This is a genomic window from Rhodococcus sp. RCBS9, assembly GCF_029457415.1.
Taxonomy (GTDB): domain Bacteria; phylum Actinomycetota; class Actinomycetes; order Mycobacteriales; family Mycobacteriaceae; genus Rhodococcus_F; species Rhodococcus_F qingshengii.
In genome coordinates this window covers 4,145,417-4,159,345 of the sequence record NZ_CP120422.1, presented here as the reverse complement: position 1 = coordinate 4,159,345, position 13,929 = coordinate 4,145,417, and the positions used below count along the sequence as shown (strand labels likewise).

13 protein-coding genes are annotated in these 13,929 nt (G+C 62.8%); 5 read left to right on the top strand and 8 right to left on the bottom strand.

What is annotated here, in order from left to right; genetic code table 11:
- Positions 1–26: 26 nt before the first annotated feature.
- A complete protein-coding gene (locus P0M12_RS19565) occupies positions 27–452 on the bottom strand; it encodes a hypothetical protein (protein ID WP_007726820.1) in 426 nt (141 codons plus the stop codon).
- Between the two features lie 230 nt (positions 453–682).
- On the opposite strand from P0M12_RS19565, the gene P0M12_RS19560 reads away from it, so the two are divergent.
- Together P0M12_RS19560 and P0M12_RS19555 are read left to right on the top strand one after the other, a co-directional pair.
- Positions 683–2,080 (top strand): FAD-dependent oxidoreductase, encoded by a 1,398-nt coding sequence (locus tag P0M12_RS19560; protein WP_003944405.1) that lies wholly within the window; start codon positions 683–685, stop codon positions 2,078–2,080.
- 109 nt (positions 2,081–2,189) lie between these two features.
- Positions 2,190–3,029 (top strand): amidohydrolase family protein, encoded by an 840-nt coding sequence (locus P0M12_RS19555; RefSeq protein ID WP_223304639.1) that lies wholly within the window; start codon positions 2,190–2,192, stop codon positions 3,027–3,029.
- On the opposite strand, the gene P0M12_RS19550 is transcribed toward P0M12_RS19555, so the two are convergent.
- The 6 genes from P0M12_RS19550 to P0M12_RS19525 form a co-directional block, all read right to left on the bottom strand.
- Positions 2,933–3,415 carry a DUF456 domain-containing protein gene (locus P0M12_RS19550; protein WP_042924222.1) on the bottom strand — a complete coding sequence of 161 codons (483 nt, stop codon included), beginning with the start codon at positions 3,413–3,415 and terminating at the stop codon, positions 2,933–2,935. The genes P0M12_RS19555 and P0M12_RS19550 overlap by 97 nt on opposite strands.
- Positions 3,412–4,647 carry a formate-dependent phosphoribosylglycinamide formyltransferase gene (gene purT / locus P0M12_RS19545; protein WP_003944342.1) on the bottom strand — a complete coding sequence of 412 codons (1,236 nt, stop codon included), beginning with the start codon at positions 4,645–4,647 and terminating at the stop codon, positions 3,412–3,414. The genes P0M12_RS19550 and purT overlap by 4 nt, the downstream gene beginning before the upstream one ends.
- Before the next feature lie 40 nt (positions 4,648–4,687).
- On the bottom strand, positions 4,688–6,193 hold the full coding sequence (locus P0M12_RS19540) for a sensor domain-containing diguanylate cyclase (protein ID WP_277376726.1): 1,506 nt from the start codon (positions 6,191–6,193) through the stop codon (positions 4,688–4,690).
- Positions 6,194–6,433: 240 nt separating this feature from the next.
- Positions 6,434–6,580, bottom strand: a complete 147-nt coding sequence (locus P0M12_RS19535; protein ID WP_007726811.1) for a hypothetical protein — start codon at positions 6,578–6,580, stop codon at positions 6,434–6,436.
- Between the two features lie 362 nt (positions 6,581–6,942).
- Positions 6,943–7,065, bottom strand: a complete 123-nt coding sequence (locus tag P0M12_RS19530) for a hypothetical protein (RefSeq protein ID WP_019749478.1) — start codon at positions 7,063–7,065, stop codon at positions 6,943–6,945.
- Positions 7,066–7,275: 210 nt separating this feature from the next.
- Positions 7,276–7,398 (bottom strand): hypothetical protein, encoded by a 123-nt coding sequence (locus P0M12_RS19525; protein ID WP_003944443.1) that lies wholly within the window; start codon positions 7,396–7,398, stop codon positions 7,276–7,278.
- Positions 7,399–7,718: 320 nt separating this feature from the next.
- Here P0M12_RS19525 and P0M12_RS19520 point away from each other — a divergent pair, with 320 nt between their 5' ends.
- The 3 genes from P0M12_RS19520 to P0M12_RS19510 all read left to right on the top strand — a co-directional run bounded on the left by P0M12_RS19520 (position 7,719) and on the right by P0M12_RS19510 (position 12,723).
- Positions 7,719–9,452 (top strand): ABC transporter ATP-binding protein, encoded by a 1,734-nt coding sequence (locus P0M12_RS19520; protein ID WP_118602870.1) that lies wholly within the window; start codon positions 7,719–7,721, stop codon positions 9,450–9,452.
- Positions 9,449–11,515: an ABC transporter ATP-binding protein gene (locus P0M12_RS19515; RefSeq protein WP_003944426.1), complete on the top strand. Its 2,067-nt coding sequence runs from the start codon at positions 9,449–9,451 to the stop codon at positions 11,513–11,515. Before P0M12_RS19520 ends, P0M12_RS19515 begins: the two co-directional genes overlap by 4 nt.
- Positions 11,516–11,622: 107 nt before the next feature.
- A complete protein-coding gene (locus P0M12_RS19510) occupies positions 11,623–12,723 on the top strand; it encodes a CaiB/BaiF CoA-transferase family protein (RefSeq protein ID WP_234552035.1) in 1,101 nt (366 codons plus the stop codon).
- 60 nt (positions 12,724–12,783) lie between these two features.
- Here the strand turns inward: P0M12_RS19510 and P0M12_RS19505 are convergent, their stop codons facing one another.
- The gene (locus P0M12_RS19505; RefSeq protein WP_003944389.1) at positions 12,784–13,887 is read right to left on the bottom strand and encodes a class I SAM-dependent methyltransferase; all 1,104 of its coding nucleotides are present in this window, start codon (positions 13,885–13,887) and stop codon (positions 12,784–12,786) included.
- Between the last annotated feature and the right edge of the window lie 42 nt (positions 13,888–13,929).

The following is a 13,929-nucleotide window of genomic DNA, read 5'->3' as shown; positions in this document are numbered from 1 at the left end:
ACTGCCGTGAGCGCCTGAGCGGGCCGTCAGTTGCAGACGACCCAACGGTTGCCGTCACGGGTCAGGGCCCAGGTCGAGACTCGCTCGCCCGCTCCGCCACCGGTGATCGTCACGTCGGCCCGGGCGCGATCGCCGTTGACCGCGACCCCGTCCACACCCTTCAGCTCGACCGTCCCGTCGACGCCGGCCATAGGACCGTTGCTCGAATTGAAGCTCGCGCAGGTCAGGGTCTTGATCGTCTCCGCGTCATTCCGATTCTCGGCATCGACGTAGTCGGTGACGGAGCGGCTCACGCGGTCCGACTCGGTGACGTTCTCCTCGGCCGGCGAGATCCACGATGCGACGAAGATTCCACCCAGGATCAAGGCGACGATGGCGACAGCCAAGAGGAACGGCCCCGCAGACGCCTTCTTGCCATCGATGTTGTCGGATTCGCGCAGCTCGTCACTCATAACGCCAATAGTCCCCCACAACTAGAAATTGTGGCCCGTCAAGGATCAGGCCCCTACCCCGGATACCCGAGACAACAGGAGAATGGGAGGAAAGAATAGGTTTACCCACAACCGATCGAGTGAGAGTGTGGATCCGTTCGGCCGCAACCGAGGCACTGTGCTTAGGTTCGGCTAAATTGGATACTTGTCGATATGTTGTCCGAACTTCGAAGAAGGTAGCTGTCCTCACGATGACTGACTCCAACCGCCCACTCCGGGTCGCGATCGTCGGCGCCGGCCCCGCCGGCATCTACGCCGCCGACGCCCTCATGAAATCCGACACCGCAGTTTCCGGCCGCGGCGTCAGCATCGACCTCTTCGAGCGCATGCCCGCGCCCTTCGGCCTGATTCGTTACGGCGTCGCGCCTGATCATCCGCGCATCAAGGGCATCATCACCGCCCTGCACAAGGTGCTCGACAAGCCTCAGGTACGCCTGCTCGGCAACATCGACTACGGCACCGACATCACCCTCGACGACCTGCAGTCGTTCTACGACGCGGTCATCTTCTCCACCGGCGCCAACGCCGACCGTGCGCTCGGCATCCCGGGCATCGAACTCGACGGCAGCTACGGCGCGGCCGACTTCGTCTCCTGGTACGACGGCCACCCCGACGTACCGCGTACGTGGCCGCTCGAAGCCGAGAAGGTCGCCGTCCTCGGCGTCGGCAACGTTGCCCTCGACATCGCCCGCGTTCTCGCCAAGACCGGCGACGAACTGCTGCCGACCGAGATCCCCGCCAACGTCTACGAGGGCCTCAAGAACAACAAGGCCGTCGAGGTTCACGTCTTCGGACGCCGCGGCCCGGCCCAGGCCAAGTTCACCCCTCTCGAACTGCGCGAACTCGACCACTCGCCGACCATCGAGGTCATCGTCGACCCCGAGGACATCGACTACGACGAGGGTTCCGAGCAGGCTCGCCGCAACTCCAAGCAGGTCGACATGGTTGCGAATACGCTGCAGGACTGGGCAATTCGCGACGTCGGAGCCCGTCCTCACAAGCTGTTCCTGCACTTCTTCGAATCTCCCACGGAGATCCTCGGTGAAGACGGCAAGGTCGTCGGCCTGCGCACCGAGCGCACTCAGCTCGACGGCACCGGCAACGTCAAGGGCACCGGCACGTACAAGGACTGGGATGTCCAGGCCGTGTACCGCGCCGTCGGTTACCTCTCGCAGAACATCACGCAGTTGCCGTTCGACGACCAGGCCGGCACCGTCCCCAACGACGCCGGACGCGTCGTCGCCGACGACAACGCCGAGGGCGCAGCCCGGTTCATGCCGGCCACCTACGTCACCGGCTGGATCAAGCGCGGCCCCGTCGGCCTCATCGGCCACACCAAGGGTGACGCCAACGAAACCGTCGCGAATCTTCTCGAGGATTCCGTCGACTTCGCGGGCGCCGCGAACCCCGACGAGAACGCCGTCATCGAGTTCCTCGAAGGCAAGCAGGTTCCGTACACGACCTGGCAGGGCTGGTACCGCCTCGACGCGCACGAGCGCAGCCTGGGCGAGCCCGAGGGCCGTGAGCGCATCAAGGTCGTCGAGCGTCACGACATGCTGAAGGCATCCGAGCCCGACCGCGCGAACTGAGTGCGCGGAAGTAACTGAACAGAAGCCCTCCACCGGCCCGACGCGACCCAGGTCACATCGGGCCGGTGGTGTGTGCAGGGACCCAGGGCAACAGGGCAAAATAGACCCCGTGTTTGACGCCCATGTGCATATCATCGACCCGCGCTTCCCGCTGGTCGAGAATCACGGGTACCTGCCTGAGCCCTTCACCGTGGCCGATTACCGGGCCCGGATTGCCTCGCTGAAGGGCCTCAGCGTTGACGGCGGCGCGGTGGTGACCGCGTCGTACCAGGGCAATGACCAGGAATACCTGAAAGCTGCCTTGTCCGAACTCGGTGAAGGCTGGGTGGGCGTCACTGCTTTGCCGCTCGATGCGACGGATGAAGACATCGTTGCTCTGGACGCACTGGGAGTACGTGCCGTCCGGTTCAACCTGCGCCGCGGCGCCACCGACCTGCGTCTGCTTGCCGATCTTGCCAACCGCGCATTCGATCTGGTCGGCTGGCACGCCGAGTTCTACGTCGATGCCACGCTGTTGCTGTCGTTGGAACCGGTCTTCGCCAAATTGCCCGCGGTGAGCATCGACCATTTGGGAATGTCCACCCGCGGACTGCCGTATCTCCTCAACCTCGTCGACCGCGGAGTGCGCGTCAAAGCCACCGGGTTCGGCCGCACCACCATCTCCGACGTCAGCGATGTGCTGCGCCAGATCCACGCGGTCAATCCCGCTGCGCTGATGTTCGGCACCGATCTACCCGGTACACGGGCACGTCGAGCGTTCGAGGTCCACGACCTGGACGTGATCGCCGACGCTGTCGGCGACGACCTGCCCGCGGTCATGTGTGACAACGCCCGCTCCTGGTACCGCTGCGCTCAGGTGAACGCAACGGCTCCCAGCCACAGCCCCGCCGCGATCAGCGCTCCGAACAGTTCCACCAGCATGGACAATCCGACTGCCTTCACCGCGTGAAGCGTCGACGACCAAGCGATGTCGTAACGGCGCAGCCGCGCTAGTTCCGCGAAATACGTTCCAACGATGAATCCGAGGAACAACCCCACGACCGGAATCACGAAGAACCCGATGATGCCGACGACGCCGCCGACCACCACCGACAGGTTGGGCACTCCCCCGGACTTCATCCGCTTGCCCGGCCACGTGTACTTCACGATCCCGGTGACCACCAGTGCCAGCGCGGACAGCGCGAACACCGTCCACGCCGTGGCACCACCGGTCATGATCGCCCACACCAGAATTGCACCGAAAACGAGAAGCGTCCCCGGGAGAATCGGAACGACGACACCGATCAGACCGACCAGGATGACCAGCCCGACGAGGACCTCGGCCGCTGGACTCATCCGACGGGACGCACCTTCGACGCAGCCTCGCGAGCACGGTCGCGTGCAGTAGGCACGTCGGCGGCCGTCGACACTGCAACACCCATGCGACGACGCGTGAAGCTCTCCGGCTTGCCGAAGAGCCGCAGGTCCGTCTCGGGAACCGCGAGCGCCTCGGCGACGCCGTCGAATCCGATCCCCTTTGCCTCCACTCCGCCGTAGATCACTGCCGATGCTCCCGGAGACGTGAGCGTCGTGTCGACCGGCAAGCCCAGGATCGCGCGGGCATGCAGTTCGAACTCCGAAAGTCGCTGCGTCCGCAGAGTCACCAATCCGGTGTCGTGCGGCCGTGGGCTCACTTCGGAGAAGAAGACGTCGTCGCCCTTCACGAATAGCTCGACGCCGAAGATGCCTCGCCCGCCCAGAGCCGTGGTCACCTTCTCGGCGACGTCTCGGGCCGAGGCGAGGGCAACCGCGGACATCTGCTGCGGCTGCCACGATTCGATGTAGTCTCCGGCCTCCTGCAGGTGCCCGATCGGTTCGCAGAACGACGTCTCGACCTGACCGCTCTCACCGACGGCTCGAACTGTCAATTGCGTTATCTCGTAATCGAAATCGACAAAGCCTTCGACGATCACCCGGCCGTGATTCACACGACCTCCGGCCATCGCGTAATCCCATGCGGCGTCGAGATCTTCGGCGGATCGCACCGTCGACTGTCCCTTCCCCGACGAGGACATGACTGGCTTGATGACGCACGGGAAACCGATTCGGTCTGTCGCTGCCTGCACTTCGGCAAGCGAGTCCGCGAAAGCGTACGGCGAAGTGGGCAGGCCCAACTCCTCGGCCGCGAGCCGACGGATTCCCTCACGGTTCATCGTGAGCTGGGTGGCTCGGGCGGTCGGAATGACCACCGCACCCCCGCGTTCTTCGACGAGTGCAAGCGCATCCGTCGCGATGGCCTCGATCTCGGGAACCACGAAGTGAGGCTTTTCCAACTCGATGACGGCAAGCAGTGCTTCCGGATCGGTCATGTCGACGGTATGAGCACGATGAGCCACCTGGTGCCCAGGGGCATCGGGATACCGATCCACCGCAATCACTTCGACGCCCAGACGCTGCAGCGCGATGACAACTTCCTTACCCAACTCGCCTGATCCCAACATCATCACGCGGATGGAGTTCTCGGTCAGTGGGGTTCCGAATCGGAGCGGAAGCGTCGGCAGGGGCGAAGGCGTCGAATCAAGCTGCATGGGTGCGACTATATGCCAATCCCGATGCAGGTCAGCGCGGTTATCGGCCGTCCACCACACCTTCGCGGCCAAATCCTCGCCGGATCGTTCGGGGTAGCGCAGGTTTGCGATAGGTGCGGGTGGCAGTGTCCGGCTCGGAATTCCGTTGCGGCACGGTGTCGTTGCCGACGCGGTGCACTTTCACGAGGTTGCGCCCAGCACGCTTGGCGTCGTACAGAGCCTCGTCTGCGACGCTCATGAGGGTCGACAGCGCCGGCGTCGCATGATCGACCCACGCGACGCCGACGCTGACGGTGCTCGTCACATCTGATACGGCCGAGTACTCGACTTGCGCGCCGCGGACCGCCTCGGCGACATCGATTGCTCGCGCGTAGCTGCAGTCCGGAAGCAGAACGGCGAACTCCTCGCCGCCGAGCCTTCCGATCAGATCGCCGTCCGACAATCGGTCAGCGGCCCGCTCGGCGAAGTTCGCGAGAACGCTGTCACCGGTCATATGTCCATGCGTGTCGTTGATGCTCTTGAAGTGGTCCAGGTCGAGCATCAGCAGGCCGACCGGAGATTGTGTGCGAGCCGCGTCGGCAAGTTCCGCTTCCGCGTGGCCGAGGAACGCACCGCGCGAGAGGACCCCGGTCAGATGGTCGAATTCGACGGCAAGGAAGAGCTCACGCTCGGCAGCACGGCGTTCCTCGGTCGCACAGGCAACCGCTATCGGCCCCAACGCGATCAGGGTGACCGCTATGGACGTGATGACGTCCTCGTTCCACGTCGAGGCGGCTTGATCTCCGATGTCGAGTCGACCGCTACCCGCCATCATGAGTGACCACACCGACCAGACCACTGAAACGAAGGCAGTGCTCGGAACCGAGATGCGAGTGGCACACCAGAGGAGAGCTGGAATCGGCAAGACCAGCGCAATCGGCCCTTCGATACTGAGGGCGATCGGCACGCAGGCTGCAGTGGCGAGTAGCGGAACGCTCAGAGCGGCGACAGTTCTGGCGGTCAGTTTCCTGCGGAACTCGGCAAGGCTCGACGGGATGGTGAGAGTGAGAATGAGAGGAAGGACCAGCAGGTACGCCATGACCTCGGTGGCACCCCAGTGGAAAAACGTGTCGGCAAAGGACTGACCGCGTAAGAGCCGGTCCAAGGCGCCGGCCGTGGCCGCGGTACCAGTCGCCGCCACGAACGAGACGAAGACCATCCATACCAGCGACTGCGAATCGACCAATCGGAACGGTGTGCGCTTCAAGTAGTACAGAACGAGAACACCGAGCGTCACTCCGGCGAGGTTGGCCCCGTTCAGCTGCAGGGCAAGCGACAGCGAGTTGCCCGTAATCAGGTCAGCGCAGACGTATCCGACGGCCGCGGCGATCCACGTCCGCCATTCGATCAGGACCGGCCATCTGACCATCATTCCCAGCAGAATGGCGTTGGCGCACCAGAATGTCGCGAGCAAACCTGGTGGGCGCGTGAGGATGCCGATCAACGATGCCGCAAGTACGACGGCCAGCACTAGGAGAAGGCGCAGAAAGCGACTCGTCCCTATCATGCGTCACCTCGCGGTCGGCTACCTCTGAATTCGGGAGCACCGGACGTCGCGGTGACCGTATGCCGATGTCGTCGAACCATCGTACGCAGGTGCTGCCACTCGCAGTTCTGTGTTCACATGCCAAAACGGCAGCTGCGACCATCTCCGCAAACGCGAGTGCCCTCCGGCCACGACAGTGGACAGAGGGCACCTGCATGCAATCCGATCGGCAGAGCCGAATGGACCCGCCGGAAGGGATGACTACTCGGCGGATCCGCTGGACAGACCCGAGAGTGAACCGGTGGACGAGCCCTCGCCCTTGCCGGACAGCGATTCGGTGGGAACGGACTTGAGGAAAGCTCCGAGCGCGGTGAGCAGGGGTCCGAGGGTGCTGAGTGATCCGAACATAGGAGGTTCTCCTGTATGTGAGGTGGTGTGATGTTCCAGCGCCATTCCGGCCGCAGGCGGTGGCCGAGATGGTTCGGGAACTTCTGCCGCACGGATGGCTGAACCGCCCCCCGAACAACATCCCGAGCTGTGATGTAGCGCACTTACTTGGCGCTGCCTGCATTTATAGACCGGCTTTCCACACTTGTCTAGCTACCTAATAGCTATCAATGCGGACTTTCGGTCACACCTTTACGGATAATTGCAGTTCAAAGCGCAAATTCACCCTCTAGAATGTCCCATAATGTGATTTCGCTCACAGTGAAAAGCCGAAAAGTGTGACCCACAGACAACTGCGAGCCACACTTTCGGACAAACTGGACTTACTTATCGGCCGCCGATCCCGTCCCAGGGGTGAGAGAGCCACCACCGAGTGCCGTGAACAGGTCCTTGAGCACCGGAATGAACGTCTTGACGACGCCGCTGAAGTCTTCGAATGAACCCATGTCGGGCCTCCTTTTGTCGGAATGCAGTTGAGATGAAGTGAGGACCGAGAACTACTCGGCGGCCGAACCGGCCGAACCCGAGCCGTCTGCCGATCCCGCGTTCAACTTGGTCACGAATGCAAGAACGCTCTTGAGGAAGGCGTCGAGATTCTGAATCGAGGTCATGCGACTACTCCTGTGTTGTTTCGGAAGATTTCTCGAGGTCGAACGTCAGGAGTTCGAGCTCGCGGTGTCCAGCCCCTGAAGGGTTTTGAGCATGTTGACCAGGGGCAGAAGCTGGAGAATGCCCCAGCCCATACCGTTGGCCTTGAGGAGGTTTCCGAGGGATCCCATATGTGACTCCTTGCATGAATATCTATGACGCGGCGCACGTTTTGTTCGCTGCACGTCTTTGTAGCCAAGCTAAATACGTACGTCCAGTTTGTTTCTGTCCAATCGAAAACGTGACACATTGGATGAATATGTAAACCTGCAGTTCAGGTGCTGTGACCTGAATCCAATCTCGAATTCGAGTGTGTTCGAGATCACAGTCAATTAGGACAAAAGGATGCAATCGTCAGAGTCGGTGCCAACCTCGACCGCGATCTGTCATACCGTGTGCGTGTGATCAATCGCGAACGAGCGGCAACCGAGGCAACTCACCGGGAACCGTCGTGCTAGCAAAACTCCTCAAGACGTACCTGCCGCCGTACCGCTGGTTGCTTGCCGGGGTCCTCGCACTGCAACTCTTCGGGGCCATCGCGTCGTTGGTCCTCCCCACACTCAACGCGCGGATCATCGACGACGGCGTCGCCCGAGGCGACACCGGATTCATCATGTCCACCGGCGGGATCATGCTCCTGGTCTCGCTTGCGTCGATCATCGCGTCGGTCGCATCGACCTATCTGGCTGCAAAATCGTCGATGGGCTTCGGCCACGACGTTCGAGGCGCCTTTTACAAGGCAGTCGGCAGTTTCTCGGATCGCGAATTCAACAGTTTCGGTGCGCCGACGCTGATCACACGCAACACCAACGACGTCCTGCAGATCCAGGCCCTGGTCATGCTGACGTCCTCGATGCTCGTCAGCGCCCCACTTATGTGCATCGGCGGCATCATCATGGCTCTGCGCGAGAACCTGCAGATGTCCTGGCTCCTGACGATTTCGGTACCACTGCTCGGCATCACCGTCTCGGTCGTGGTGGCCAAGCTGATCCCGCATTTCCGGACGATGCAGACGCGGATCGACAACATCAATCGATCACTGCGCGAACAGCTCACCGGTATGCGTGTCATTCGCGCCTTCGTTCGCGAACCCGACGAAACGATCCGCTTCGACAAGGCCAACAAGGAACTGACCGACACTTCGCTCCTCATCGGCCGGTACCAGGCGGTTCTGCTGCCCACCGTCATGTTGATCGCCAACCTGTCGAGCGTCGCGGTGCTGTGGTTCGGCGCGCATCTGGTCGATACCGGAGACATGCAGATCGGCCAGATCAGCGCCTTCCTCGCCTACGTCATGCAGATCCTGATGTCCGTGGTCATGGCGACCATGTTGGCCGTCGTGATCCCCCGCGCAGCCGTGTGCGCCGACCGCATCACCGAAGTACTCGACACCGAGGCGACCGTGCCCGCGCCGGCCCAGCCCCTTCGCCCGACCAGCCCATACGGCGTGGTCGAGTTCGGTGGAGCCGGATTCACGTATCCAGGAGCAGAAACGCCGGTTCTGTCGAATGTTTCGATGCGATGCATGCCAGGCACGGTCACCGCGATCGTGGGCAGTACGGGCAGTGGCAAATCGACCCTCGTCTCACTCATCCCCCGGCTCTTCGACGTCACAGCCGGCGCCGTCCTGGTCGACGGCTTGGACGTCCGTGGCTGGGATCAGGACGAACTCTTCGCCAACTTCGGATACGTGCCCCAGAAGGCCTATCTGTTCGCCGGCACGATCGCGAGCAATATCCGCTACGGAAACCCGACCGCCACCGACGACGAGATCTGGGCAGCCCTCACCATCGCCCAGGCAGACGACTTCGTCCGGGAGCTGTCCGACGGTCTCGAGTCACCGATCGCCCAGGGCGGCGGCAATCTCTCGGGCGGACAAAAACAACGTCTCGCCATCGCCAGAGCGGTGGTCCGCAGACCCCGGATCTTCGTCTTCGACGATTCGTTCTCCGCTCTCGACATGCATACGGACGCCGCGGTCCGACGCGAACTCCGGACGGTTTCGACTCATTCGACGGTCATCATCGTGGCTCAGCGCGTCGCATCCATCATCGATGCCGACCAGATCATGGTCCTCGAAGACGGTGCGCCGGTCGGCCTCGGCGACCATCAGTTCCTTCTGGCCAACTGTCCGACGTACCAAGAGATCGTGGCTTCCCAGATTCCCGCGGAGATGAGCGCATGACCAGCCCGCAGGACCCGACATGGGGCGGCCCCAACAGCCAGTACTTCGACGATGCCCCGACGGTGGTGTTCGCCAAGATTCCGAGCGAACCTGAATCCGCGGACGGGGATGCGAAGTCGAGTAACCCCGAGACCCCCGACAAAGAGCCGAAGCCCGCGCTGACCGCGACGGACACCAAACCTCGCCACTTCAAGGCGACGATGAAGCGGCTTCTCTCGCTTCTGCAGCCGCACAAGTTTGCGGTCTTCTGTGTCGTCGTTGCGACGATCGCCAGCATCGCACTCTCCGTCGCAGTGCCGAAGATCCTCGGTCACGCGACAGACCTCATCTTCGCCGGGTTCATCGGCAAGAGCCTGCCCGCCGGACTGACCCGCGAGCAGGCCGCAGACGCCATCCGGGCATCAGGGAATTCGACGTTCGCCGATCTTGTCGCCAACTCGACCGACGTCGTTCCCGGTGTGGGTCTGAACTTCGACGCCATCGGCAAGGTCGTCATGCTCGCGATCGGCGTGTACTTGCTCTCGTCGCTGCTTGCCTGGTTGGAAGCATTCCTCCTCAACATCATCGTCCAGAAGACCATCTACAACCTGCGTGCCTCGGTGGAGGCGAAGCTTCACCGTCTCCCCCTTCCGTATTTCGACAAGACACCGCGCGGCGAGATCCTCAGCCGCGTCACCAACGACATCGACAACATCTCGTCGACGCTGTCGTCGACGTTGACCTCGCTCCTGACGTCGGTGCTCACCGTCCTCGGCGTCCTGACGATGATGTTCGTCATCTCTCCGATGCTCGCCCTGATCGCCCTGATCGCGGTGCCGGTATCGGTGCTCCTCGTTGCCAGGGTCGCCAAGCGAGCACAGGTGTTGTACAAGGCTCAGTGGACCGAGACGGGCAAGATCAACGCGCAGATCGAGGAGAACTACAGCGGTCGCGACCTGGTACGCGTGTACGGGCATCAGGCCGAAGCCGAGCGTGAATTCGCCGAGCAGAACAAGAAGCTCCTCGACGCGTCCTTCGGCGCACAGTTCCTCTCCAGCCTGATCATGCCGGTCATGAACTTCGTCGGAAACATCACCTACGTGCTGCTCGCTGTGGTCGGCGCTCTCAAGGTCGCCAGCGGCAACATGTCACTCGGTGACGTTCAGGCCTTCATCGTCTATTCGCGCCAGTTCAGCCAGCCACTGACGCAGATCGCGTCCATGTCGACCAGCCTGCAGTCCGGAGCCGCGTCGGCGGAGCGGGTCTTCGAGCTTCTCGACGAACCCGAGCAGTCGCCCGACATCGACGTGCCGCTTCTCCCCGAGCCCGCCGGACGTCATCGCAACGTCGGTCACATCGAGTTCGAGAACGTCTCGTTCCGGTACGAGCCGGACAAGCCGTTGATCGAGAACGTGTACCTCACGGCCCGGCCCGGGCAGATGGTCGCCATCGTCGGGCCCACCGGTGCCGGCAAGACCACCTTGGTCAACCTGCTCATGCGCTTCTACGAAGTCGACTCCGGCCGAATCACTCTCGACGACGTCGACATCTCGCAGATGCGCCGCTCCGACTTGCGCAAGCACGTCGGCATGGTTCTGCAGGACACCTGGCTCTTCGGCGGCACGATCCGCGACAACATCGCATACGGCCGACTCGACGCCAGCGAATACGAGATTCACGAAGCCGCACGCGCTGCCTTCGTCGACCGCTTCATCCACACCCTCCCGGACGGGTACGACACCGTGCTGGACGAGGAGGCGTCGAACATCAGCTCCGGCGAGAAGCAGCTCATCACGATCGCTCGTGCATTCCTGTCGGAGCCGTCGCTGCTGATTCTCGACGAGGCGACCAGCTCAGTCGACACACGTACGGAACAGCTTGTGCAGCAAGCAATGTCCGCGTTGCGCGTCGGGCGGACCAGCTTCATCATCGCGCACCGGCTCTCCACCATCCGTAACGCCGATCTGATCGTCGTGATGGAGGCGGGCAAGATCGTCGAGCAGGGCACACACGACGAACTCATCGCAGCGGCGGGCGCGTACTTCCGTCTCTACAACGCTCAGTTCGAGGGTGCCGCCGTCTAGTGATCGGCGCCTCCCTCGGTGGACACAGTGCCCCGGAGCACACCTGATCGATTCGACACGTTACCGTCGGGTCAGAAGTGTTGTCACCGTCTGAATTGGGAGTGCGTGTGTCTGCAGAAGCTGTGGAGAAGAAGGGCCCGCTCGCGGGCATTCGGATCGTGGAATTCGCTGGATTGGGACCGGGCCCGCACGCCGCGACACTGTTGGCGGACATGGGCGCCGACATCGTCATCGTGCAGCGCGCAGGGCAGATTCCGCAGGACTCGAACGCAACCGACCAGATCAAGCGCGGCCGCCGCATCGTCGAGGCCAACCTGAAGGACCCGGCCGACGTCGCGAAAGTGCTCGATCTCCTGGACCGCGCCGACGTCCTCATCGAGGGTTTCCGCCCCGGCGTCATGGAACGCATGGGACTCGGACCCGACGTGGTCTCGGAGCGCAATCCGCGCCTCGTCTACGCCCGTATGACGGGCTGGGGACAGGAAGGACCGCTCGCCAACGCCGCCGGTCACGACATCAACTACATCTCACTGACCGGTGTCCTCAACGCCATCGGACGCAAGGGTGAACGTCCCGTCCCGCCGCTCAACATGGTCGGCGATTTCGGCGGCGGTTCCATGTTCCTGATCTTCGGCATTCTGTCGGCTCTCGTCGAGCGCTCGACGTCCGGTAAGGGCCAGGTCGTCGACGCGGCAATGGTTGACGGAACCCTCGCGCTCTCCCACATGATGTGGGCATTCCGCGGTCGCGGCGTCTGGTCCGACGAGCGCGGCGTCAATCTCCTCGACACCGGCGCTCCGTTCTACGACACCTACGAGACCTCCGACGGCAAGTACATGGCCGTCGGATCCATCGAACCGCAGTTCTACGCATTGCTGCTCGAGGGCCTCGAACTCGATCCCGCGACGCTCCCTCACCAGATGGACACGTCCAAGTGGGACGACATGAAGAAGCTCTTCACCGAAAAGTTCCTGTCCAAGACTCGCGACGAGTGGGCCAAGATCTTCCTCGGCACCGACGCCTGCGTCTCCCCTGTCCTGACTTTCGCCGAGGCTCCGTCCAACGAACACATCGCAGCCCGCGGTTCGCTCATCGAACTGGACGGCGTCACCCAGCATGCTCCCGCACCGCGCTTCTCGCGCACGCCCACCACGACGCCTGCTGCGCCGGCGCGTGAGGCGACGGATATCGATACGGTCTGGACCTAGGGCCTTCGGCCCCTGTGCGCCTTTTTGGTAGTTACTGCAACCAAAAAGGCGCACGGGGCGTCAGCCCAACCTGTAGAACCTGAACATCTCGTGCTCGATCGGCAGCACGTCCACCCGCTCGAAACCTGCCGCCTTGGCATAGCTTTCGAGTGTCGAGTGCCTCATCACCGTCCCGGTGGCAATGCTTCCCGGATGCGAAAGACTGTCCGGTAAGCAGCAGGTCAGCGAAAATCCGTACAGCAATTGCTCGATCGGACCCGCCTCGGGATCGAACTCATCCGCCGTTCGTTCGTCCATCACGATCACCGGAGCGCCCGGCTGGGCAATCGCCCGAGCCGTGGACAGAAAACCCACCGGATCCGGAACGTCGTGAAGGCACTCGAAAGCGAAGACGGCGTCGTAGGTCCCGGCATCGGCTCGCCCGGCCTCAGGAGCCTGTCCGGCGACGTCGACCAACGAGAAATGCACGCGGTCGTCCACCCCCCGATCATGAGCGTTACGACGGGCAGCGTTCACCGACGCCGCGTCGACGTCGAAGCCGTGCACTTCGATCTTCGGGTATCCGAGGGCGAGCGCGATCGACGACCAGCCCTCCCCCATCCCGAGATCAGCGACCTGCCCGCCGTCCGAAAGTGTGGCGTGCAGGTCGGTGACTACCGGCAGAAACTGCTGACAGAGCTGATGGAGATACATCGGCCGATTGAGTAGCGCCTGACCCTCGCGAGCATCGGGGCCCATCGATTCCCACGTGACTCCCCCACCGTGACGATAAGCGTCGAGTAGACGTGGCATCGACGACGTCGTCGCGACGAACAGCCTGGCCAGCGGCGCCAGGAAAAGAAGGTTCTCGTCGTCGACCAGAACATCGGCGTGGGCCTGCGGCAGGCTGTACCGGCGATCGGCATCCGAATTGACGTCCACATAACCGGCGACGGCCTGCTGCTCGAGCCACTCCCGCGCATATCTTTCGACGGTCCCTGTCCGGTCCGCCAGCTCCGTCGACGTGAGCGGGCCGTGATCGCTCAGCGCGCGGTACCAGCCCAACCGGTCGCCCAGATACACGGCCTGCAGCTCCGATGCCCCGAGCGTGGCCGCGAACAATCGTTCTGCGAGCGCTTCCGCCGCACTGGTTCCCGCTGCGCCTGTACCGTCTACCGCCGTCATGCCCTACCTCCTGGTTTCACACCACTTTCAGGGTGTGTACCC

Coding starts and splice junctions, on each gene's coding strand:
- P0M12_RS19565 (WP_007726820.1), bottom strand. CDS start 452: ATGAGTGACGAGCTGCGCGAATCCGACAACATCGATGGCAAGAAGGCG.
- P0M12_RS19505 (WP_003944389.1), bottom strand. CDS start 13,887: ATGACGGCGGTAGACGGTACAGGCGCAGCGGGAACCAGTGCGGCGGAA.
- P0M12_RS19515 (WP_003944426.1), top strand. CDS start 9,449: ATGACCAGCCCGCAGGACCCGACATGGGGCGGCCCCAACAGCCAGTAC.
- P0M12_RS19530 (WP_019749478.1), bottom strand. CDS start 7,065: ATGGGTTCATTCGAAGACTTCAGCGGCGTCGTCAAGACGTTCATTCCG.
- P0M12_RS19540 (WP_277376726.1), bottom strand. CDS start 6,193: ATGATAGGGACGAGTCGCTTTCTGCGCCTTCTCCTAGTGCTGGCCGTC.
- P0M12_RS19525 (WP_003944443.1), bottom strand. CDS start 7,398: ATGGGATCCCTCGGAAACCTCCTCAAGGCCAACGGTATGGGCTGGGGC.
- P0M12_RS19560 (WP_003944405.1), top strand. CDS start 683: ATGACTGACTCCAACCGCCCACTCCGGGTCGCGATCGTCGGCGCCGGC.
- P0M12_RS19550 (WP_042924222.1), bottom strand. CDS start 3,415: ATGAGTCCAGCGGCCGAGGTCCTCGTCGGGCTGGTCATCCTGGTCGGT.
- purT (WP_003944342.1), bottom strand. CDS start 4,647: ATGCAGCTTGATTCGACGCCTTCGCCCCTGCCGACGCTTCCGCTCCGA.
- P0M12_RS19535 (WP_007726811.1), bottom strand. CDS start 6,580: ATGTTCGGATCACTCAGCACCCTCGGACCCCTGCTCACCGCGCTCGGA.